We start from the raw sequence: 22,710 nt of genomic DNA, 5'->3' as shown, positions 1-22,710 counted from the left end.
CGGACTTCAAAAAAAAGAAAAAGAAAACTTATTTTTTCGACTGAATTTTCTTTTGAATTTCGTTTAAAACAAAAAGATAATCGGCTTGGTTTTTAACGAAATCTAAATCGGATACATCGATAATTAGAACATTCAAATCTTGCTGCGATTTGATGTAATCTAGATAACCGGTGTTGATTTTATCCAAGTAGTCTGCTTCGATGTTTTGCTCGTAACCACGTCCTCTTTTTTTGATGTTTTGCAACAAACGCTGGGTATTTTGATACAAATAAACGTACAAATCGGGCTTGGGCATTTCTTTGTAAATGATGGTAAACAGATTGCGATATAGGCGATACTCGTCTTCGGCCAAGGTGATTTTGGCAAAAATGAGCGATTTGAAAATATGATAATCGGCCACTACAAAATCTTTGAAGAGATCAAATTGTGCCAAATCATCGGATAATTGCTGGTACCGATCGGCCAAGAATGACATTTCGAGCGGAAAAGCATAACGGTTTTGATCTTTGTAAAACTTGGGCAAAAAGGGATTGTCAGCAAAACGTTCCAAAACCATTTTCGCATTAAAATCTTGTGCAATTTTATGTGTCAAGGTTGTTTTTCCGGCGCCAATATTGCCTTCAAAAGCAATATAATTGAACTGCTCCAGCGGAATTTTACTCAAAGGCGCAGCAATATTTGCAACAATGGTACAGTTACTTGTATCACTGCATTGGGCGATCAATTCGGAAACATTTTTTTTGAGAATTGGATGCTCCCAATCTGAAGTTAGCTCTTGAAAAGGCAACAAAACAAAGTTTCGCTCTTGCAATAAAGGATGCGGAATTTGGAGTCTGTCGGTGGCAACCACCTCTTCGTCATAGGCAATAATATCGATATCAATGGTGCGCGCTTGATAGCCAACAGCAGCATTTCGGGTGCGTCCGAGACTTTTTTCAATTTTCAAAATCTGATTGAGCACGCGAACAGGCGTAAAATCGGTATGCAACACCAAGGCACAATTATAAAAAGACTCGCTCTCAAAACCCCAAGCGGGTGTTTCGAAAACAGACGAAATTTTGATGACCGTTCCTACTTCTTGATGCAACAAATCAATGCAATGCTCCAAGATTTCCAGCCGATTGCCCTGATTACTTCCTAACGATAAAAAGACTTGATGTTGTGATTTCATATGGACTACAAAATAACTAAAAGAAAATTAGATTCGCTATTTATAGCGGTACGGATTGCTTTGAAAAACGAAAATTACGGCTACATTTGTAACATTCAAATGAGAAGTGAGACTTACTTATTTTAAACAATTAATTATGAGATTTTTAGACAATGTATTGGCTACCGTAATTGGTATTTTTGTATTTATGATGCTTTCTTTCTTCGGAATTATCTTGCTAGGAGTGATTTTTGGCGGTGATTCAGAAACAGTAGAAGTTAAAAAAGACTCAGTTATTGAGTTGAATTTAGAGAGCCTATCCCTTGATTATTCTGGGAAATTTACAGATCCCTGGGTCGCTGCGTTTTCAGAACGCAAGAAAACAGGTTTGATCGATGTGATCAATGCGCTTGAAATTGCAGCAACCGATCCTGACATCAAAGGAATTTCTATTTTGAATACCACCTCTAATTTAGGAATGGCGCAAAGTAAAGAATTGCGTGATGCCTTAGATCGTTTTAAAAAATCAGGAAAATTCATTTACTCGTATTCCAATAGTTATTCACAAAAAGAATATTATTTGAACTCTGTAGCCGATCAAATTTTCTTGAATCCGGTTGGGGAATTGGATTTTAAAGGATTGTCAACCGAAGTGATGTTTTTCAAAGATTTCCAAGACAAATCAGGATTAAAAATGGAAGTGATTCGTCACGGCAAATACAAAAGTGCCGTTGAACCATTTCTCGAAAATAAAATGAGCGATGCCAATAGAGAACAAACTACAGCATTACTCCAATCCGTTTGGGCCAACCTTGTGGAGGACATTTCAAAAAGCCGAAATATTCCTGTGGCTAAACTCAATGAAATTGCCAATGGATTATTGGCGCGCACTCCAGAAATGGCAAAAGCAGAAAAATTAATTGATAAAATAGCTTATGAAGATGTGTATCATGATGCCATTAGAAAAATTTTAAAAGTAGCCAAAGACGAAGATTACAATACCGTATCCATTACAGATTACACTCAGAAAACCGCCACCACTTCAATCAACATGGAAACCAATGATGCCATTGCCATTATTTATGCACAAGGCGAAATTGGAAGTGGCGAAGGCGATGTGAATGAAATTGGTGAAGGAGCTATGCGTCGTTCTCTTCAAGAAGCGAGAAAAAATGAAGACGTAAAGGCAATAGTCTTGCGCGTGAACAGTCCGGGTGGAAGCGCCTTAACCTCTGATTTAATTTGGAGAGAAATTGAATTGACCAAAAAAACAAAACCTATTGTGGTTTCTATGGGGAATTATGCAGCATCTGGTGGATATTATATTGCTTGTAATGCCAACACGATTTTTGCCGAAAAAAATACCATTACAGGCTCCATTGGAGTTTTTGGGGTTTTACCAAACTTTTCAATAGCTGCCAACCGTTATGGCATTCATTCTGAACAAGTACGCACACACGAAAATGCATCAAACTACAGTCCATTTGTACCTATTGACGACAAATTTAAAGCCGTTACATTGGAAGGCGTAGAGCAAGTGTACTCCACTTTTATCGGGCACGTTGCACAAGGTCGAAAAATGACACCCGCCCAAGTAGATGCTATTGCCCAAGGCCGAGTATGGTCCGGTAGCGAAGCCATAAAACTTGGTTTGGTGGATAAAATTGGCGGCATGCGCGAAGCATTGGCAGAAGCCGCACGATTAGCCAAAATCAAATCGTACAGCACTATAAACTATCCTGAATTCAAGAAAGACTTTGAAGAATTGTTTGCAAATTTCCCTTTTGCAAAATCAAAAGCAACATTTGTAAAAGAAGAAATTGGCGAAGAAAATTACCGCCTTTTACAAGAAGTAAAACGCTTTCAAAATCGCAAGGGAGTACAAGCCCTTATGCCTTTTGAGATTACCATTCAGTAGTCCAAAAACATCCTCCCTTTTGGAGCTAAATTTACAACCAGACACAAAATGCCACGGATACATTCGTGGCATTTGAGTTCATAAGATAAACTTTCGATTTATCGCCAAGAAGTAAGCCCATATCTAAAAAACAAAAAACTTAACCTACCTCAAAAAAATCATGGTAAAAAAAATAGCAAAAATTTCTGGAATCGTATTGCTCGTATTGATAATCGTTGCATTTAGTATTCCGTATTTATTCAAAGATCAAATTAAAACAAAAATAAGCCAAACCATTAACGAAGGTGTCAATGCCAACGTGAAATTCAACGATGCCGATTTGAGTTTGTTTAAAAATTTTCCAAATGCCAACATTACTATTCAAAAATTGGCCATCATCAACAAAGCACCCTTCGCAGGAGACACTTTGGTGGCAATGGAAGAATTGGATTTAAAAATGTCAATAATGGAGCTTTTTAACGGAGAAAACGAGCCGATGCAAATCAGCGAAATTGCTACAAAAAACGCTTTAATCCATGTGATCATCAACAAAGAAGGCATAGGTAATTATGACATTGCTTTGAAAAACAAAGAAACGAAGGAAGATAGTAAAAGTAAACCATTGGCGCTTCAACTAAAAGGATACGAGGTGGAGAATTTAAAATTTAAATTCACTGATGAAGGGGCAAAAATAAAAATGGTTCTCGACAGTATTTATCATAGGGGAACAGGAGATTTTACCAATGATCTACTAGATTTAGATACGAAAACGACCACTAAGGTTTCTTTAACTATGGACAAAATGAACTACATCAATAACGTAGTTCTTTCCTTGGATGCCGTACTAGCTATTGACTTAAAAAACAGCAAATACACCTTCAAAGAAAACAAAGCCAAAATCAACGATTTACCGCTTGAATTTGATGGTTTTATTCAATTAGTAAACGCAGGACAACAATTTGATTTAAAATTCAAAACACCTACTTCTTCGTTCAAAAACTTTTTAGGACTTATTCCTGCTGCTTACAGAAGCAGTATTGACAACGTAAAAACCTCAGGAGAATTTACGGTAAGTGGTTTTGCAAAAGGATTAAAATCGGCAACAAGTATTCCTAAATTCAACATTGCTATTGCTTCCAACAATGCTTCTTTTCAATATCCAGACTTACCGAAATCTGTCAAAAACATTATTATTGATACTAAAATAATTAATGAGACTGGGCTTCTTGACGATACTTTCGTGAATTTGGACCAACTTTCATTTACGATCGATCAAGATGTATTTAGTACCAAAGCCCATATCAAAAATGTAGCAACAAATGCATTGATTGATGCCTCATTGAAAGGGACCATCAATCTAGGTAATCTTTCGAAAGCGTATCCGATACAACTAGAAAAACCGCTTGCAGGTATTTTAAAAGCCGATGTCACTACAAAATTCGATATGGCTTCGGTAGAAAAAAGTCAATACCAAAACATTCAGAATGCCGGTAATGCGAGCCTTACTAGATTCAAATATACCGACGAGAATGGCAAAAGCATGAACATCAACAGTGCCAAAATTCAATTCAATCCTAGTCGTGTGAATCTACAAGAATTCAAAGCTACAACTGGAAAAAGTGACCTTAGCGTTACTGGTGTTTTGGATAATTTTTATGGCTTTGCTTTTAGAAACCAAGAACTAAAAGGGAACTTTGCCTTGAGTTCTAATCAAATTGCAGTGGCTGATTTCATGACCACTAGCGCACCAACCAAAACAGAAAGTAAGGCAACTCCCGAAGCGCTAAAAATACCAGCTTTTTTAAATTGTAGCCTTACTGCAAAAGCGAATACTGTACTTTATGACAACCTAACATTGAAAGATTGTTCTGGAAAATTAATCATTAAAGACCAAGCTGTTACTTTACAAAATGTTACAACAAATATTTTTGGAGGGCAAATCGGCTTGAATGGAATGGTGTCAACAAAAGAGAAAACTCCAAAATTCAACATGGATTTAGGTCTTAATAAAGTTGATATTGCCCAAACCTTTACGCAGCTCGATATGCTAAAGAAAATTGCCCCAATCGCAGGTGCAATAAGTGGCAAGCTCAATTCTACCATTAAATTATCTGGTAACCTTAATACCAATGAAATGACTCCTGATTTAAAAACAATATCAGGTGATCTACTAGGGCAATTACTTTCGACTACAGTCAATTCTGGCAACTCTACAGTATTGAATGCTTTAGACAACAATATCAAATTTATTGACCTTAAAAAAGTAAATCTAAACGACTTAAAAGCGGCATTAACCTTTAAAGATGGTAAAGTAACCGTTAAACCATTTGATATTAAATACCAAGATATCAAAGCCACTATTGGCGGTACTCACGGCTTTGACCAAGCCATGAATTACAACATTAAATTAGATGTTCCTGCAAAATATTTAGGATCAGAAGCCACTGCTTTACTTACTAAACTTTCCGCTGCTGATGCTTCAAAACTAGAAAACATACCAATCAACGCCTTACTTAGCGGAAGTTTTGCTGCTCCAAAAATCAGTACAGACATGAAAAGTGCAGTGGTCAATTTTACCCAACAATTAGCAAATCAACAAAAAGAAAAACTTAAAAAACAAGGCTCCGCTGCTTTGACCGATTTGATCAACAAAAACACAAAATCGTCGGATACCTCCAAAACGGAAACAACCAAAGATCAAAAAACAGAAGCCATAAAAGCACAAGCTGGCAAACTAATCAATGGCCTTTTTGGCAAAAAGAAAGAATAACAACCACACTATTTCCTAAAAGAACAAGCCTCAAAATGATTTTTTGAGGCTTGTTCTTTTTTATACTGTTATTTGAACAACATAACCTTCGTTGCTTCGTACATTAAAAACAGTGCCGTCAGCAAACAACAAATATTGTCCTTTGATTCCTATTAGCTGTCCTTTAAAATGTGGGGTTTTATCCAAATTCAAACTGTTTACTTTGGCTGGATAGTTGACTACAGGATAATTCATTTGGGTGATTTCATTTTTTTCTGGAGAAAAATACTCTTGCACTTCGTCGGGAAGCCAAGCTTGTACTTTTGCCTTCTCTTGTACCAAATCAACCGCTTCAAAATTGTTCGTCAACATTTTACGCCAATTGGTTTTATCCGCAAAATGATTTTTCAATGCTACCTCGGTAATTCCTGCCAAGTATCGATTGGGAACCTCAACCACTACAATGGCTTTTTCGGCGCCTTGATCAATCCAACGAGTAGGCATTTGCGTTTTGCGCGTTACTCCTACTTTGACTTCGCTGGACAAGGCCAAATACACAATATGCGGTTGTAACTGCACTTTTTGTTCATAAGCCAAATCACGATCTTCAATACCTAAATGAGCAGTACTCAATTCGGGTTTCATGATCCAATCGCCAACCGACGCGCTAGAATAAAAACAATCGTAACAAAACCCTTGACGAAATATTTTTTTCTTTTTCCCACAATTCAAGCATTGATACCCTACAAATTGGATACTTATTTCTTTATGTAACAACTGATTGAGATTTAGAAAACTGGATTCGAAAACCAAATAATATTGAATAGGATTTCCGAGTTCGGTGGGCATTTTAGAGAGTACTCCTTCGTATATCATTTTAGAGTGGTGGGATTATGTTATTGCTTACTTCCATTTAACCTAACTTTGGCAATAGAATATTCCAACAAATTGAACATTTTTTTACAAAAAACACTATTTTTGGGATTACTGCAAAGTTAGCATTTGTGCTGATACTTTCAAATCTAAAAACTGCAGTCTAATTCCTAAAACAAAGCACCTTCATGCCGCTATCTATAATTAACTCTATTGCTTCTTGGTTCTTAAAACAACGTATTCATCAAATTGAATTATTCATAAAATATCCCAATGAGGTTCAGGAAGAAGTACTAATGAATTTACTTCGTTCCTCAGAAAACACCCTTATAGGAAAAAAATATGAGTACAGTTCCATAAAATCCTATGCTGAATTTGCAGATCGTATTCCTGTTTCAAGTTATGAAGATTTAGAGCCTTTGATCGAAAAAACACGCCAAGGCGAGCAAAATATTCTTTGGGAAACTCCCATAAAATGGTTTGCCAAATCGAGTGGTACCACCAATGCCAAAAGTAAATTTATCCCCGTGAGTCCGGAATCGTTAGAAGATTGTCATTACAAAGGTGGTAAAGATTTATTGTGCTTGTACCTCAACAACAATGAGGATTCCGAAATGTTCGTAGGTAAAAGTCTTCGCTTAGGTGGAAGTTCACAGATTTACGAAAACAACAATACCTTTTTTGGAGATTTGTCGGCTATTTTGATTGAAAACATGCCAATTTGGGCGGAATTTAGCAGTACGCCCAGCAACAAAATATCATTAATGAGCGAGTGGGAAACCAAGATGAGCGCCATTGTCAAAGAAACCATACAAGAGAACGTTACAAGCTTTGCTGGTGTACCATCGTGGATGTTGGTGTTGATGAATAAAGTGCTGGAAGAAACAGGCAAATCTAATTTGGTCGAATTATGGCCCAACCTGGAAGTCTACTTTCATGGTGGCGTGAGTTTTGATCCATACCGTGAACAATACCATAAAATTTTACCAAAAAACGACTTTAAATATTATGAAATTTACAATGCCTCCGAAGGTTTTTTTGCCATACAAGACTTAAATTATTCGAGTGATTTGTTGTTGATGTTGGATTACGGAATTTTTTACGAATTCATCCCAATGGATACTTATGGTACGCCTAACCAAAAAGTAGTCCGTTTAGCCGAGGTGGAATTATTTAAAAACTATGCTATGGTTATCACCACCAATGGCGGGTTATGGCGTTATTTGATAGGCGATACCGTTCGATTTACCTCGCTAAGCCCTTATAGAATACGAGTTACCGGAAGAACCAAACATCATATTAATGTTTTTGGCGAAGAGTTAATGGTGGAAAACACCGATCAAGCACTAGCCAAAGCGTGCGCAGCGACCCAAGCAGAAATTGTAGACTATACTGTGGCCCCCATTTTTATGGAAGGCAAGCAAAAAGGCGCTCACGAATGGATGATTGAGTTCAAAACACCTCCCAAAGATTTGAATCATTTTCATCAAATGTTAGACACCACCCTGCAATCGCTAAATTCAGATTATGAGGCCAAACGCTACAACAACATGACCTTAAACCCTTTGATCATTAATGTTGCGCGAGAAAATCTATTTTATGACTGGCTCAAACAAAGAAATAAGGTAGGCGGGCAAAACAAAATTCCGCGTCTTTCTAATCAAAGAGAGTATTTAGAGCAATTGAAAGAATTGCAAAACTAATCCATTTAGACTAAAAAAAACCGTTTAAAAATTTTGCTGTTTTTACTATTAATAGTAATTTCGGCCCCTCTCGGGATGTAGCGCAGCCAGGTAGCGTACTAGCATGGGGTGCTAGGGGTCGCTGGTTCGAATCCAGTCATCCCGACTTCTTTTAAAACTAAAAATCCCATTTACACTTGGTAAATGGGATTTTGTTTTTCTATAAATAGATTAGAATTTACTGTAACCTTTTTTTATCGTTTTGTCAAATCGAGCGCAGTGGAGATTGATTGTTCTCGACCGCGCTACCATTGACGTTTTTGTTTAAGAAGGGTTTCGACTGCGCTCAACCTGACAATGCAAATGTCATTTTATATCGCTTTTTTTAGAATAAAAATTAAACCTCTAACTGACAAAAATAAGATTGTTTTGCAGACACTATTCTTGCATCATATCAATGTGTCGGTCGTGATAACCTAATAAATACAAGACACCATCCAATCCTAAACTCGAAATGGAAGTAGAAGCACTTTCTTTTACTTTTGGTTTAGCGTGAAAAGCTATTCCAAGTCCCGCTAAATTCAACATAGGTAAATCATTGGCACCGTCTCCTACTGCTATGGTTTGGTTAATATGAATGCCTTCTTTTTCAGCAATCGCTTTTAGATATTCGGCTTTCTTTTGACCATCAACGATTTCTCCTAAATAATTGCCCGTTAACTTTCCGTCTTTAATTTCTAATTGATTGGCATACACATAATCGATACCCAATTCTTTTTGCAAATATTCTCCAAAATAAGTAAACCCTCCCGATAGAATGGCTGTTTTGTATCCATAATACTTCAAGGCTTTCATCAAGCGATGAGCGCCTTTGGTAATTGGAAGATTGATGGCTACATTTTGCAAAACTTCTTCGCTCAAGCCTTCTAAAAGCGCCATACGTTTTTTGAAACTTTCACTAAAGTCAATTTCGCCATTCATTGCCGACTCGGTAATGGCTCTAACCTCTTCCCCTACTCCAGCCAACTCCGCCAATTCATCGATTACTTCGGTTTGAATTAATGTCGAATCCATATCAAAACAAACCAAACGACGATTACGACGGTACATATTATCTTCTTGAAAAGAAATATCCACATTCAAATCGCGAGACACGTCCATAAAACTTGACGTCATTGCGGTTTTGTCCAATAAACTTCCTGTTACGGATAATTGAATACAAGAACGAGGATATTCTTCTTTTTCGACCACGGAGGCTCTTCCTGTTAATCGTATGATTGAATCGATGTTTAGTTTATTATTGGATAAAATTTGAGTCACTGCAGATAATTGAACCGCAGTTAATTCTTCCCCTAAAACATTGATAATATAGCGTTGTTTACGTTGCGCTTTTACCCAATTTTCATAGTCTTCAATGGTAACAGGAGTAAACTTTACTTTGATGCCCAATTCGTAGGCTTTGAATAACAAATCCTTCAACACTGGACCAGAATTGGATCCCTTTTCAATTTCGAATAGAATACCTAAAGACAATGTATCATGTATATCGGCTTGACCAATATCTAAAATAGTAGCCCCATAAGTAGCCAAAATAGAAGTTAAGCCAGCGGTTACTCCTAATTTATCCTGACCTGAAACCTTTAACAAAATTATTTCTTTATCTTCTACTGTCATTTTTTGCAAAATTTAATGAGTGCCAAAAATCGGGATTCTTACGCTGAAAAGAAAGGACTTTCGTGTTTTTATCAAAAGTGGAAAGAATGTTTTAAACCATCTGCGTTTATGAATAAATCCGAAACAAATAACCTCTTTTAAGATCAAATCATTAACGAATAAAGCTCAAAAACATTCGTTTTTGAGCTTTATTTTACTTTTCATTGCGCTTGAAATTCCTTAAGAAGCAATCTCCAATCGTTTCAATAAGTTTTTATTCAAGGTTTCTTGAGCATAGTCTTTATCAATGGCTAAGACCTTATCATCTGAACTTGGTAATTCATACATCGCATCAGTTAACACGGCTTCGCATAAGGAACGTAATCCACGAGCTCCTAACTTGTATTCTAAAGCTTTATCCACAATAAAATCTAGTGCTTCATCAGTGATACTAAAAGCTACCTCGTCCATCAAGAATAACTTTTCATATTGTTTGATTAAGGCATTTTTAGGTTGCGTCAAAATCGCTCTCAATGTAGCTCTATCTAAAGGATCCATGTGTGTTAGCACTGGCAAACGTCCAATGATTTCAGGAATTAACCCAAAATCTTTGATGTCCTTTGGAATAATGTATTGTAACAAATTGTCTTTATCGATATTATCCTCGTTTTTAGAGGTAGAATACCCTACTGCCTGACGGTTTAAACGTTTTGAAATAATTCTTTCGATTCCGTCAAAAGCACCACCAGCAATAAACAAAATGTTTTGAGTATTCACTTCAACAAACTTTTGGTCAGGGTGTTTACGTCCACCTTTTGGCGGCACATTCACCACAGTTCCTTCTAACAATTTCAATAACGCTTGTTGCACTCCCTCACCAGAAACATCACGAGTGATGGAAGGGTTATCGCTTTTACGAGCAATTTTATCAATCTCGTCAATAAATACAATTCCACGTTCTGCTTTAGCAACATCATAATCTGCCGCTTGCAACAAACGCGTCAATATACTCTCCACATCTTCCCCAACATAACCTGCTTCTGTCAACACCGTAGCATCAACAATCGCAAGAGGCACATCTAGCATTTTGGCAATACTTTTGGCGACCAAAGTCTTTCCTGTACCTGTTTGCCCCACCATGATAATGTTACTTTTTTCAATTTCTACTTCATCGTCTAATTGCTGTTGCATCAAACGTTTGTAGTGATTGTATACGGCAACGGACATCACCTTTTTGGTTTGTTCTTGACCAATAACATATTGATCCAAAAACGCTCTAATTTCTTTTGGTTTTTTCAAAATCAAATCGCCCAACAATTTCGAGCTGCCATTTGATTTGATTTCTTCGAGAACAATGCCATGCGCTTGCTCGATACATTTGTCGCAAATATGCGCATCAATACCAGCAATCAGTAGACTTGTCTCCGATTTTTTCCTTCCGCAGAAAGAACATTGTAACTGTTGTTTTGCCATTATATAGTAATTAGTAAAAAGTGAATAGTAACTAGCTAATTACTATTCACTAATAACTTAAATTTATCTTCTTAAAACTTCATCAATCATTCCGTATTCTTTGGCTTCATCAGAGATCATCCAATAATCGCGCTCGCTATCTGCATATACTTTGTCAAAAGGTTGCCCTGAATGGTGTGAAATGATTTTATACAATTCATCTTTCAATTTCAACATTTCGCGTAAGTTGATTTCCATATCCGAAGCGACACCTTGTGCTCCTCCTGATGGCTGGTGAATCATTACACGTGAATGCGGTAAAGCCGAACGTTTTCCGGCAGCACCTGCACATAACAAAACCGCTCCCATAGAAGCAGCCATACCTGTACAAATAGTAGCTACATCCGGTTTGATATACTGCATCGTATCATAAATTCCTAAACCTGCATAAACACTTCCCCCTGGAGAATTCAAGTAAATTTGAATGTCTTTGGAAGCATCAGCACTTTCTAAAAACAACAATTGTGCTTGCACGATATTAGCAATTTGATCGTCGATTCCTGTTCCTAAAAAAATAATTCTGTCCATCATCAATCTAGAAAAAACGTCTAACTGCGAAATATTCAACTGACGCTCCTCGATAATATAAGGCGTCATGTTCGTAGGATTCATTGCTGCTACGATTTTATCATAATATAAAGCATTAACTCCTTGGTGCTTTGTAGCAAATTTTTTAAATTCTTTACCGTAGTTCATTTTTTTAAAGTTTAAAAGTTTAAAGTTTAAAAGTTTAAGGCATACTTATGAATCCTTACTATTTAAACAAAAGAGCGTCAAAAAAATATTCTTTTGACGCTCAAATATAACTATTTTTTATCGTTTAGGTTTTCAAATGAAATCATAAAGTTCTTATTTTCTTTTCAGCAATAAAAACTTCTAACTTCTACTTTCAAACCTCAAACTTTACTTTATTCTCCGTAAGAAGCAGCGATAAACTCTTCGTAAGTAACTTCTTTAGTTGTTGGATTCGCTTTTTCTTTGAACAATTCCAATAATTTAGCCGCTACCACTTGATCAGAAAGTCTTTTCACTTCTTCTTGATTAGACAATACTCTTGCTACAATTCCTTGTACTTCTTCGTCTGAAGCATTTGCTTGTCCAAATTGTGCCATTTGTTGTTTGATAGCGTTGGTTGTGAACGTTTTCAAATCTTCAAAAGTAATTTGAATATTGCTTTGCGCCATAGCACGACCTTCGATTAATTGAAAACGCAATCCTTTTTCTGAACGTGCATATTCAACTTCAGCTTCTTCAGGAGTTAATTTCTTTTCTCCAACAGTTTGCAACCATTTTTTCAAGAATTCAGCTGGCAAATCGAATTTAGTATTGTCAATCAAAAAGTTTTGAACATCAGCTAATAATTTTTGATCCGCTTGTTGAGCGAATTGCGCTTCAGCATCTTCTTTGATTTTTGCTTTCAAATCTTCTAAAGAAGCCACATTTCCTTCTCCGAATAATTTATCAAACAATTCTTGGTTCAATTCTGCTGGCTCAGAAGCATTGATTGCTTCGATTGTAAAGTCAACATCAACCGCTAAATCGTGTACATTATCATGACCTACTTTTAGGTAGTCCATCAATTGGTGATCGTCTTCAAATAAACCTTTAGTGTTTACTGTCACAACGTCTCCCACTTTTTTACCAATAAATAAGTCTTGAGTCGCTTTATCTTTGAAAGTATCCAAAGAAATAGATGTAGGATTGTTGATTCCGTTTGCTTCGCTAGCAAAAACTCCAGTTAAATCATTACCTGCAGCTACTACTTCTTGAGGAATTGCTTTTCCGAATTGTTTTTGAATACGAGCTACTTGACCGTCAATTAATTTATCATCAGCAGTAACGATGTATTTTACGATGTCGTTTTTAGCTTCTAAATCCAATTCGAAATTAGGCACTAAACCAATTTCGAACTCAAAAGTCAATTCTTCAGCAGACCAATCTCTGTTTTCATCTTCTTTTGCAAGAGGAGTACCTAATAAGTTTAATCTTTCAGACTGAATGTAACGCTCCAAAGCTAAGTCAATTACCTTCTTAACTTCTTCTATTTTTATTTGTTTTCCGTATTGTTTTTCAACCAAATCTTTAGGCACAGCCCCTTTTCTAAATCCTTTAACTTGTGCCAAAGGCATTTTCTCGTTGATTCTTTTGGCTACTTGACCTTTGTAATCCATGTGTACCACAGTCATCACAATCGTTTCAGTCACAGCATCTATAGCTACTCTTTTGATATCCATCTTCTTCTTTGATTTACATAATAAAATTGGGTGGCAAAATTATAAAATTTTCAGCACCCATACAAGCTTTTTATTCTCAACCTTTTGGATTGAAAAACAAGAACTTAATTTGTTTAAAATTATGTTATAATCTATCAAAAACAAGAACCAAAAGTTGATTTATGCTTAATTTTACTATCAAAACACAAAAAATCATGAACAAACAACTCATCGTTATTACAGGAGCTAGCTCGGGTTTTGGACTTGAAATGGCTAAGGAATTTTCAAAAAGCGGTTATCCGCTATTGCTTTTGGCCAGAAGAGTAGAAAAAATGGAAGCCCTTAACCTTCCTAATACAATTTGCAGAAAAGTTGATGTTACTGATAAAAATGGCTTTGAAAACGCAATTAGAGAAGCAGAAGCAGTGTACGGAAAAACCGATTTACTAATTAACAATGCTGGAATCATGCTTTTAGGCGATATTGCCACCCAAGATCCTGCAGAATGGAAAGCAATGCTAGACCTCAATATTATTGGAGTAATGAATGGAATGCAAATTGTAATGAACGATATGAAAGCCAGACAATGTGGCACGATTATCAACGTTTCTTCGATAGCTGGAATGCAACCTTTTGGCAATCACGCCGCGTATTGCGCTTCAAAATATGGTGTACGAGGCCTTACCCAAACGGCTAGAATGGAAATGAGCGCACACAACGTTCGTGTTATTGTAGTGGAGCCCGGAGCCGTAACCACTGAACTTTTAGGACACACCACCGACAAAAAAATCATTGAAGGGTACAACCAATGGAAAGAAACCGTTGGTGCGGTGAACATTACCGCAAAAGATGTAGCCACTACTATCAAATTTGCTTACGAATTGCCACAAGGCGTGCTACTAAGAGAAATTGTGATTACAGACACCAAACAAGATGCCTAAATAAAATGCGTTTAATACTACAATAAAACAGCATTTTTCACCTCTCAACAGTTGGGCGTTACCACAAGGGTCGGCTTTACGTTACAATCTTTTTGAGGCCGAAAAAGCCTCAAAAAGGATTTTCACTGCAAACGAAGTTCACTGAACTCTTATGAAAATAGTATAAGTGAAGTAATCCCTAACGCAAAAAGTAGTACAAAATAGAAGTAAGTCATAAAACAGCACTTAATCATTCGCTAGTGTTCAATGTTTTTATTTAAAGCAAGGAACACTAGCTTATTTTTGGGTTTGCCCCAATTCCTATTTACGAACCACAACAGTTACCGCATCTCCCAAAAAAAGGACTCCAGCCCCCGCACCAATGGCATTTTGACCAAAAATAACCGAATTACCTTGAAGGCGATATTTAGCAAGCGTCTTTAGTGGCTCTTTTCCAGAAACCACTCCTTTTGTTGGATCCACGGTAGTCATAACACAGCGCCCGCAGGGTTTTACGCCATAGAAAGTAACAGCACCTATCGTAAATTCAGACCATGTTTCTTCCTCATAAGGTTCACCTCCTGTAAACACAAAATTGGGGCGAAAGCGATTCATTGAGATCGGTTTTTTTAACCTATTATTTAAATCCTCAAGCGATGATTGTCCGATGATCAAAAATGGATACGCATCCGAAAATGAAGTGATGTCGTTCGGGCTGATGGCATACTTTGATTCTACTTTCCGATGGCTTTGGTCGGGCATGTACACCAAGCGAGCCGAAAAGCCCAACAACTGACTAAACCAAGTCGATACTGCCGGATCTACCTCAAAAGCTTGTACACTATCTTCCCAAACGGTGACCGTAAAAAGGCTTTGATGATCTTCATAACGCAAAGGTATTTCAACAGAAGTTGCTGTTTTTTGAAAACTAACAACCATGACATCTCCATCAAAACTAGGTTGAAACAGCGCCAACTTGGGATGCTCGCGTTGCGACAAAAACATACCGTTTTCATCCACCAACAACCACCTGCGATCGTGTGCTAATCCGCGGTCGGTGACTTGTGCTTGTGTTAATGAAATGCCTCCTAATGATTTGATGGGATAAATCCAGAGTTCTGAAAGTTGCAACATGGTTTTGAAGGATTGACGGTTAGTTAAGGCGTTCTTAGGACGAAAGAAATATACTACTACTCCCTTTTTTGTGAGTTAAAAAGCCCATTGTAACTCCCTAGCCCCGGTAGTAGCGGCATCCTTTAGGGTCGGGGTTCGACCCTAAAGATAGAGCGGATAACGGGACTTTTCTCCTAAAAATGCCAATTGTTTTTGCTCCAAAAAAAGCAAGAACTCCACCTCATTTCTATTATGATGATGAATAATGCTTCTTATTCTTTGATGATCAGTTTGTAAACCACAGATTGTGAAAAGGAAAGCACCAAACTAAAAATTAGCGCAGATAAAAAGGAATCGACTACAAAACCTCCGACAATTTTGGTGCATAAAATAATCACCAAACCATTGATTACTAATAGAAATAATCCAAAAGTAATAAGGGTAAATGGCAAAGTTAATACCACCATAATGGGCTTGATAAAGATATTGATGATACCCAAAACGAAAGCCACGATTAATGAAGTGGTGAAATTTTCAACATGAACACCTGAAATGAGGTGAGAAAGTAACAATACCAGACCTGCGGTAATAAAAAGACGCAATAACATGTTCATAGTGTATGGTTTTTTGGTGATTAGTTTTTATTGAAGGAAATCGATGCAAAATTGATAAAATAAGACGGGATTTTCGGCATGCAACCAATGGCCTGCATTGGGAATGGTTTGCAATTGCATGTTGGGAAAATGATGCTGAATTTTTTCTAGATCTTCATCTAAAATATAGCTAGAATTGCCTCCTCGAATGAAAAGCGTTGGTGCTGTAAAGACGTTTTGCTCTGGCAATGCTTTTCCGATTTCGGTTATTTTTTGGTTAAAAACAGCCAAGTTAAATCGGAACGCCAATTGCCCTGGCTCTTGCCAATACAAACTTTTGAGCAGAAATTGTCGAGTACCAAAATCTGGGATATGCGCAGTTAGAATAGCGTCGACTTCATTTCTACTGGGTTGGGTAGAAAAATCAACCGCATTTAAACCCGCCAAAATTTCTTGATGATGTGGTGCATAATATTTGGGTCCAATATCAGCTACAATTAATTTTTGTATCAAATCAGGATAGCTCGTAGCCAACAACATGGCTACTTTTCCGCCCATGGAATGTCCGATGGTATTGATTTTTTGCAAATGATTGGCTTGGCAGTATTCATACACGTCTTGCGCCATTAACTCGTAACTAAAATCATCTGAATGAAAACTGCGTCCGTGATTGCGCAAATCCAAAAGATGCACCTGATATCCATTGGCCGCAAATTGAGTAGCTAAGGTTTTCCAATTATCAGACATGCCCAGAAAACCATGAAGAATCACTAAAGGTTGACCTATACCTTCTATTTTTGAGTGTAACATTGTTTAAATTTAAATCGACACAAATATAAACAATCTCCCTCATTAAAATTATGTGCAAAATTGAGTCAATATCACTAAAAGTAGGTATTGTAAGAAATATAATAAACCCTACTTTTGTGCAAGATTTTTATAACAAAAATTACTCAAATCATTTATTAACCATTACAAATTATTACTATGATCAAAAAGATCTTTTTATTATCTGTTGTTGTTGCCCAACTTACAGTTTCGTGTACAAACGATGAACCAAAAACTCCAGAGTCTGAAAAAAGCCTTACAGAACAAATTGCAGAAATCGTTAAGCAACCTTATTCTAAATTAACACCAGAGCAACAAAAGGTTAAACTAGAAGCAGAAGCCAATGAAATGTTAGTTCAAATGGACAAATCAAAAAGCTCGGGTGCGATTGAAGCCTTACAAAACTTAGCTAGATTACTAGATGTTAGCTCGGTTGATGTTTTTAGCGGAAAAAATGACAATTCAGTAGAAGACATCATCAATACTGCAGGAGTTTACGGAATTTATACTTGGAATGCTTCAAAAAACACTTGGACAAAAACTTCTTCTACAAGTGAATTAAAATTTATTTTTCCTGCTAAAGAATCTTTAACTACCAACAATGCAACTTTTTCTACTAAAGGAACAGCTTCTGATGTGAAAGTAAAAATTCAAGACAGCTACAATTGGCAGACTGGTGTAGAGGTTAATGATTACATCTTTTTACCGACAGCCGCAGATGCTGTTTTAACCATTGACAATGTATCAGCAGCTACATTTACACAAACCGCCAAATATGCTAACGGAAAAGAAGTTCCGAATGAATTTGCATACAAAATGGCTCTTAACGATGGTTACGCTTGGGAAATGAGTGGAACAAAAGCAACAGAAAACACTTCAAAAGCTGCCTTTACTTTCAATGGGAAAAATTTAGTTTCTTTTAATGCTGGAAGTACTGCAAGTATTGACAAATTGATCGAGGATGACAATTTAACTCAATACAGAGGAAAAGCTAATGGATTGGTTCAAATCATGGATAATTTTGTGATTGTTGCTAACATGGATTTAGCGACTGAAGCGACTGATGAATTGGCCTTAGAAAAAAGCTTACCAACTGTTGATTTTCAAACAAAAACTTATTTTACAGATATAAATGCTTATCAAATAAAATTCGCTGAAGGTAATGCTACAAACTTTAACAAGAACTTCAAACTAACTTTAGTTTCTAAAAAAGATGGCACAAAAATAGCTGAATTAGTAAAACGTGCCGTTAAAGGATCTACTTATAAAATGATGGCTGATCTTTGGGTAGTTGACAAATCATATACCAATGGTGGATATTGGGACTACAATCCAAACGGTGGTACTATCATTCAATATTATGATGAAGAATTATACTTGAAATTCAATGACAATACCGAAGTAGCCATGAGCACTTATTTCTCAGAAGGATTTGAAAAATTAGAGACGAAATTTGAAGATTTCATCAAAGCTTTTGACAAATAAAAAGAAGTATTAAAACTGTAAAGCCGATTTGAATTGCTCAAATCGGCTTTATTTTTTTGGTGGCGTTTTCACTTCCAAAGTACTTTGACCATAACCTGCCCAAATTCCAATACCTCCTTTAATATTTGATTTTAAACTCGTATTAGAAGGATAAATTGGGTTTCTACTGTTTACAATTTCATTTTGCCAACTGTTCCAAAAATCAAGCGCTTCTTTGTTTTGAGTTCTTAACTTCACAAAAATAAGATCTCCGTCTGCAAAATAAGGAGTGAATTTAGTTTTAGGAAAAAGCAAAACACCTCTATTAATTTGTAGAGCGATAGCTGAAGTTTGAAAATTTTTATCATCTAAATTACCATAAAATGAAGGTACAAAAATGGGCTCTTCCATATCAATCCTTGTGGCAATTTGATAATAGTTTTTTTCATTTAAAGGATCTTCAAATTTCACAAAAACATAGCCTGTAGTATCAGTAATTTTATTCTTAATATACTCAGCCGAATTGAGCTTAACACTTTTGGGTATCGTTGTAACCGCCTCAACAATCCGGTTTAAATATTCAATTTTTAATGAGTATTCTTTACCAGCTTCTCCTTTTAAAGTTGTACCATAATACACAAATGGAGGCACTCTATCCTTATCATTCTTCACCCTCAAAACTTCTGAATTAACCCCGTCTGAAACCGTAATTTTAGCCGACCTTATAACATGATTCAAAACATTTGTAGAATCAATAACTTCAGAAACAGGAATGCTACTAGATAACAATACCTGAGCAAAATCTCCTTCCTCAATCCATCCTTCTACTACAATTTTTGATTCAGCTTTCACTGTCGCATTAAAATCATCTTTAGAACAATGAACTAATAGTAGAGCCAAAAGAAATAACAAACATTTTTTCATTGATTAAAATTTAAATCTCCAACTAATTGAGGGTAGGATTCGGTACAACACCTTTTTCTCTTGTTTCACAATTACACTTTTTCTATCATCATTCACCTGAATATTCAAAACCACATAAATGGGATTATCAATATTAAAAGTATTATATATTGAAAAATTCAATGCACTCTCTTTTGTATTAGTTTTCATAAAAAAGTAATTCACAGAAAGATCTGTTCTGATATAATTGGGCATCTGTGCATTATTATATGCTGAATATTCTTTGACTGGATTATTATTAATAAAATACCACGACGTTGGCATTGTAAAACGGTTTCCAGAACTAAAGACTTGCGTCAATCCAAAATTCCACTTTGGATTTAAATCATACATACCAACCAATGAAAGATTATGTCGCCTATCGTATTTTGCGAAATAAGTATTGCCGTTATTCAATTCATCAAAATTCCGATCTGACCAACTCAGTGTATAACTAAGCCAACCATTGAACTTGCCGTTATTTTTCCGAAGCATCAATTCAAAACCGTAGGCTTTTCCTTTTCCAACAAGTAAGTCGTTTTTAAGTGATGTCGTTTCATTAAACTGCGTGACACCATAGGGATATTCTAATAAATCTTTCATCGAGCGATAAAACCCTCCAAACGTTGAGACTAGGTTTTTTGCAACATTCAAACTAGAACCTACTGAAAATTCATCTGATGCCTGTGGCTTAATTCCATCAGAACTTGCTATCCAAAAATCAGTAGGAATACCAACACTTGAGGTCGTTATCATACTCAAATACTGATATTGTTTGTTATATGAAGCATAAAAAGATGTGCGGTTAGTAGCGTAATTCAACAAAATACGGGGCTGAAAATGAAGGTAGGAATCTGTGTTTGCTCCAGAAAAATAATAATTAATGCGAAGGCCTAGTTCTGCATTCAAATGATCTGTAATCTTTGGTTTAATTGTTGTAAAAACCGCAGCCTCACTTGAATTGATTTTACTGTCTTGAAAAGCATTACTGGAATCATTTAAATTTTTAATGCTAATTTTTTGTGGCTGCAAATTATGTATAACGCACTGAAAGCCAGATTCAATAGGTGTGTTTTTGATAAAATATTTTAAGAAGTTATTAAATCCAAAGTCTTTGACATAAGAAGAAACTCCAAACTGAATGGTAGCCTGATCCATACGCAAATCATTAGAATATTGGCTAAAATAAAAAGCATTTGACATAGATACTTTTGAGGAAAAGGTGGTCCACAAAGTTGGAGAAACAATAAAATTACTCCATTTTAGACTGGTTTTCAAAGCTAAATTACCATCTTTGACTTGCAATGCATCAGCACTTACAAAAGCATCAATAGTTAACAGATTTCTCTTTGATAGTTGAGATAAAAAAGTAAAATTACCGTCCGAAAACCCATAATTCATACCATTTACATCATTACTCTCTGAACCGTTTTTTAGCAACGGCCCCACCACTTCGTCAATGTATGTTTTTCTTCCCGAAATATAAAAACCGGTTTTACTGTTTATAGGAGCAGCTAACGTTACTTGAGAAGCCAAAATCCCAATATTTCCTTGAATAGAAAAATCGGATGGTAAGATTTTATTGGGCAACAATTGGGTTGTTGAACTTAATCTTCCACCATACTTTGAGTTCGAACTAGATTTGTCAAACTCAACTTCTTTGATATGATCTGTATTATAAAAAGGAAAAATGCCTAATAAATGTGACATTCCATATACGAGAGTTCCGCTGTATAAAATTGCATTGTGCCCAGGATCGCCGCCTCGCACATACAAATACCCATTAGCATCACCTGAATTTTGAACCCCTGGAGTAAGTTGTAAAATTTTAATTATATCTGTAGTACCCAAAACAGTTGGCACATTGACTAACTCCTTTAGACTAAAAGACAGCTTACCTCCTGACAAATTAGTAATTCCTGCTTTTTTAGTATTGGTAATTATAACTTCATTTAAAACCGAACGCTCCTTTTCTAAACTAATCGAAATCAATGTATCCTTCGATAAATCAAAATAAAAATGCTTTTCTACATAATCTTGATGTTTTACCGCAACGTTAATCTTTCCCAAAGGAATCTTCTTTGAAAAAAAACCAATACTATCAGTTAGTACATAATAATCGATATTGTTTACCGTAAAAGAAATTGCAGCACCAAATAAATTTTCATTTTCAGAAGACTTTATAGTACCTGATACCACAGCTTTTGTTTGAGCAAATACTCCGTAAAAACAAAACAAGAAAAAGAGAAGAATTGATTTCAATACTTAATTTTAATAAGAAAAATGCGAAATTAAGCAATTACACCCCAATTCTCTCTAATCATAATTATTTAATTTTCTAATTACTTTAACTTTTGCAAATACATATTCACCACATTGTCTAGCCCAAGATAAAGTGCTTCGGCAATTAAAGCATGACCAATAGAAACTTCTAGCAAACCAGGAATATTTTGTTTGAAAAATTGAATATTATCCAAACTTAAATCATGACCTGCGTTTATTCCAAGACCTAATTCGTTGGCCAATTCGGCTGCTTTTACATAAGGCTCGATACCTTTTTCGTCTCCTAAACTGTATTCGTGCGCAAAGGCTTCGGTATATAATTCTATTCTATCGGTTCCTGTTTTTTTTGCGCCTTCAATCATGGCCGAAATTGGATCGACAAAAATAGAAGTTCGAATGCCGTGACGCTGAAATTCTTGAATCACCTCGGTCAAATAAGATTGGTTAGCAACGGTATCCCAACCTGCGGAAGAGGTAATAGCACCAATAGCATCTGGAACCAAAGTCACTTGAGTTGGTTTACATTCTAATACCAAATCAATAAAATTATGTTGCGGATTCCCTTCGATATTATATTCTGTATATACGATTGGTTTTAAATCACGAGCATCTTGATAGCGAATATGACGCTCATCTGGGCGAGGATGAATGGTAATCCCTTGTCCTCCAAATTTTTGAATATCACTGGCTACCTGTAGTAAATTGGGAACATTTCCGCCTCTTGCATTACGTAAAGTAGCTATTTTATTGATGTTTACACTTAATTTTGTCATATTGAATCGAATACTATTTTCAAACATTGCATTAATGCCACAAAAATACAAAGTAAAACCTAGGA

General features: G+C 36.0%; 17 protein-coding genes and 1 tRNA gene. 6 read left to right on the top strand and 12 right to left on the bottom strand.

From position 1 onward, the window contains the following. Positions 1 to 28: 28 nt before the first annotated feature. Entirely contained in the window at positions 29 to 1,171 is a 1,143-nt protein-coding gene (gene folK / locus AO58_RS0103925) for a 2-amino-4-hydroxy-6-hydroxymethyldihydropteridine diphosphokinase (RefSeq protein WP_024980451.1), read from the bottom strand. A gap of 136 nt (positions 1,172 to 1,307) precedes the next feature. On the opposite strand from folK, the gene sppA reads away from it, so the two are divergent. Continuing rightward, positions 1,308 to 3,068, top strand: coding sequence for a signal peptide peptidase SppA (sppA, locus tag AO58_RS0103920; protein WP_024980450.1), 1,761 nt, complete (start codon positions 1,308 to 1,310; stop codon positions 3,066 to 3,068). Between the two features lie 160 nt (positions 3,069 to 3,228). After that, positions 3,229 to 5,817 (top strand): AsmA-like C-terminal region-containing protein, encoded by a 2,589-nt coding sequence (locus AO58_RS0103915; RefSeq protein ID WP_024980449.1) that lies wholly within the window; start codon positions 3,229 to 3,231, stop codon positions 5,815 to 5,817. A gap of 60 nt (positions 5,818 to 5,877) precedes the next feature. Here AO58_RS0103915 and AO58_RS0103910 read toward each other — a convergent pair whose 3' ends face one another. Next, positions 5,878 to 6,672, bottom strand: coding sequence for a DUF2797 domain-containing protein (locus AO58_RS0103910; protein ID WP_024980448.1), 795 nt, complete (start codon positions 6,670 to 6,672; stop codon positions 5,878 to 5,880). A 185-nt stretch (positions 6,673 to 6,857) separates the two neighbouring features. On the opposite strand from AO58_RS0103910, the gene AO58_RS0103905 reads away from it, so the two are divergent. After that, positions 6,858 to 8,372 carry a GH3 auxin-responsive promoter family protein gene (locus AO58_RS0103905; protein WP_024980447.1) on the top strand — a complete coding sequence of 505 codons (1,515 nt, stop codon included), beginning with the start codon at positions 6,858 to 6,860 and terminating at the stop codon, positions 8,370 to 8,372. A 71-nt stretch (positions 8,373 to 8,443) separates the two neighbouring features. Further along, positions 8,444 to 8,517, top strand: a tRNA-Pro gene (locus AO58_RS0103900). A gap of 272 nt (positions 8,518 to 8,789) precedes the next feature. Here the strand turns inward: AO58_RS0103900 and serB are convergent. The 4 genes from serB to AO58_RS0103880 form a co-directional block, all read right to left on the bottom strand. Further along, the gene (serB, locus tag AO58_RS0103895; RefSeq protein ID WP_024980446.1) at positions 8,790 to 10,025 is read right to left on the bottom strand and encodes a phosphoserine phosphatase SerB; all 1,236 of its coding nucleotides are present in this window, start codon (positions 10,023 to 10,025) and stop codon (positions 8,790 to 8,792) included. 219 nt (positions 10,026 to 10,244) lie between these two features. Continuing rightward, the gene (gene clpX / locus AO58_RS0103890; RefSeq protein WP_024980445.1) at positions 10,245 to 11,477 is read right to left on the bottom strand and encodes an ATP-dependent Clp protease ATP-binding subunit ClpX; all 1,233 of its coding nucleotides are present in this window, start codon (positions 11,475 to 11,477) and stop codon (positions 10,245 to 10,247) included. Between the two features lie 63 nt (positions 11,478 to 11,540). After that, positions 11,541 to 12,212: an ATP-dependent Clp endopeptidase proteolytic subunit ClpP gene (clpP, locus tag AO58_RS0103885; protein ID WP_024980444.1), complete on the bottom strand. Its 672-nt coding sequence runs from the start codon at positions 12,210 to 12,212 to the stop codon at positions 11,541 to 11,543. Between the two features lie 212 nt (positions 12,213 to 12,424). Further along, the gene (locus AO58_RS0103880; protein ID WP_024980443.1) at positions 12,425 to 13,750 is read right to left on the bottom strand and encodes a trigger factor; all 1,326 of its coding nucleotides are present in this window, start codon (positions 13,748 to 13,750) and stop codon (positions 12,425 to 12,427) included. A 161-nt stretch (positions 13,751 to 13,911) separates the two neighbouring features. On the opposite strand from AO58_RS0103880, the gene AO58_RS0103875 reads away from it, so the two are divergent. Continuing rightward, complete coding sequence (locus AO58_RS0103875; RefSeq protein ID WP_223253663.1) at positions 13,912 to 14,670, top strand: SDR family oxidoreductase; 759 nt, start codon at positions 13,912 to 13,914, stop codon at positions 14,668 to 14,670. 300 nt (positions 14,671 to 14,970) lie between these two features. Here the strand turns inward: AO58_RS0103875 and AO58_RS0103870 are convergent, their stop codons facing one another. From AO58_RS0103870 to AO58_RS0103860, 3 genes are all read right to left on the bottom strand, one after another. Further along, complete coding sequence (locus tag AO58_RS0103870) at positions 14,971 to 15,783, bottom strand: MOSC domain-containing protein (protein ID WP_024980441.1); 813 nt, start codon at positions 15,781 to 15,783, stop codon at positions 14,971 to 14,973. A 251-nt stretch (positions 15,784 to 16,034) separates the two neighbouring features. Then, entirely contained in the window at positions 16,035 to 16,376 is a 342-nt protein-coding gene (locus AO58_RS0103865) for a phage holin family protein (protein WP_024980440.1), read from the bottom strand. Positions 16,377 to 16,403: 27 nt separating this feature from the next. Continuing rightward, positions 16,404 to 17,165, bottom strand: coding sequence for an alpha/beta fold hydrolase (locus tag AO58_RS0103860; RefSeq protein ID WP_024980439.1), 762 nt, complete (start codon positions 17,163 to 17,165; stop codon positions 16,404 to 16,406). A gap of 177 nt (positions 17,166 to 17,342) precedes the next feature. On the opposite strand from AO58_RS0103860, the gene AO58_RS0103855 reads away from it, so the two are divergent. Then, positions 17,343 to 18,668 carry a hypothetical protein gene (locus AO58_RS0103855; protein WP_024980438.1) on the top strand — a complete coding sequence of 442 codons (1,326 nt, stop codon included), beginning with the start codon at positions 17,343 to 17,345 and terminating at the stop codon, positions 18,666 to 18,668. A gap of 48 nt (positions 18,669 to 18,716) precedes the next feature. Here the strand turns inward: AO58_RS0103855 and AO58_RS0103850 are convergent, their stop codons facing one another. The 3 genes from AO58_RS0103850 to AO58_RS0103840 form a co-directional block, all read right to left on the bottom strand. Further along, positions 18,717 to 19,571, bottom strand: coding sequence for a DUF4249 domain-containing protein (locus tag AO58_RS0103850; protein WP_024980437.1), 855 nt, complete (start codon positions 19,569 to 19,571; stop codon positions 18,717 to 18,719). A gap of 3 nt (positions 19,572 to 19,574) precedes the next feature. Further along, positions 19,575 to 21,851: a TonB-dependent receptor plug domain-containing protein gene (locus tag AO58_RS0103845; protein WP_024980436.1), complete on the bottom strand. Its 2,277-nt coding sequence runs from the start codon at positions 21,849 to 21,851 to the stop codon at positions 19,575 to 19,577. A gap of 80 nt (positions 21,852 to 21,931) precedes the next feature. Then, positions 21,932 to 22,645, bottom strand: a complete 714-nt coding sequence (locus AO58_RS0103840) for a pyridoxine 5'-phosphate synthase (protein ID WP_024980435.1) — start codon at positions 22,643 to 22,645, stop codon at positions 21,932 to 21,934. Positions 22,646 to 22,710: the final 65 nt, after the last annotated feature.

Origin of the sequence: Flavobacterium succinicans LMG 10402 (genome assembly GCF_000611675.1) — a bacterium.
Classification (GTDB): domain Bacteria; phylum Bacteroidota; class Bacteroidia; order Flavobacteriales; family Flavobacteriaceae; genus Flavobacterium; species Flavobacterium succinicans.
The sequence above is the reverse complement of the archived record's forward strand: the minus strand, read 5'-3'. Positions and strand labels throughout refer to the sequence as shown.

What these genes read in the sequence shown, in the direction of transcription:
- folK (WP_024980451.1), bottom strand. Translation starts at nt 1,171, where the DNA reads ATGAAATCACAACATCAAGTCTTTTTATCGTTAGGAAGTAATCAGGGC.
- AO58_RS0103860 (WP_024980439.1), bottom strand. Translation starts at nt 17,165, where the DNA reads ATGTTACACTCAAAAATAGAAGGTATAGGTCAACCTTTAGTGATTCTT.
- AO58_RS0103875 (WP_223253663.1), top strand. Translation starts at nt 13,912, where the DNA reads ATGCTTAATTTTACTATCAAAACACAAAAAATCATGAACAAACAACTC.
- clpP (WP_024980444.1), bottom strand. Translation starts at nt 12,212, where the DNA reads ATGAACTACGGTAAAGAATTTAAAAAATTTGCTACAAAGCACCAAGGA.
- AO58_RS0103915 (WP_024980449.1), top strand. Translation starts at nt 3,229, where the DNA reads ATGGTAAAAAAAATAGCAAAAATTTCTGGAATCGTATTGCTCGTATTG.
- AO58_RS0103870 (WP_024980441.1), bottom strand. Translation starts at nt 15,783, where the DNA reads ATGTTGCAACTTTCAGAACTCTGGATTTATCCCATCAAATCATTAGGA.
- AO58_RS0103865 (WP_024980440.1), bottom strand. Translation starts at nt 16,376, where the DNA reads ATGAACATGTTATTGCGTCTTTTTATTACCGCAGGTCTGGTATTGTTA.
- sppA (WP_024980450.1), top strand. Translation starts at nt 1,308, where the DNA reads ATGAGATTTTTAGACAATGTATTGGCTACCGTAATTGGTATTTTTGTA.
- AO58_RS0103840 (WP_024980435.1), bottom strand. Translation starts at nt 22,645, where the DNA reads ATGACAAAATTAAGTGTAAACATCAATAAAATAGCTACTTTACGTAAT.
- clpX (WP_024980445.1), bottom strand. Translation starts at nt 11,477, where the DNA reads ATGGCAAAACAACAGTTACAATGTTCTTTCTGCGGAAGGAAAAAATCG.
- AO58_RS0103910 (WP_024980448.1), bottom strand. Translation starts at nt 6,672, where the DNA reads ATGATATACGAAGGAGTACTCTCTAAAATGCCCACCGAACTCGGAAAT.
- AO58_RS0103855 (WP_024980438.1), top strand. Translation starts at nt 17,343, where the DNA reads ATGATCAAAAAGATCTTTTTATTATCTGTTGTTGTTGCCCAACTTACA.
- AO58_RS0103905 (WP_024980447.1), top strand. Translation starts at nt 6,858, where the DNA reads ATGCCGCTATCTATAATTAACTCTATTGCTTCTTGGTTCTTAAAACAA.
- AO58_RS0103850 (WP_024980437.1), bottom strand. Translation starts at nt 19,571, where the DNA reads ATGAAAAAATGTTTGTTATTTCTTTTGGCTCTACTATTAGTTCATTGT.
- AO58_RS0103880 (WP_024980443.1), bottom strand. Translation starts at nt 13,750, where the DNA reads ATGGATATCAAAAGAGTAGCTATAGATGCTGTGACTGAAACGATTGTG.
- serB (WP_024980446.1), bottom strand. Translation starts at nt 10,025, where the DNA reads ATGACAGTAGAAGATAAAGAAATAATTTTGTTAAAGGTTTCAGGTCAG.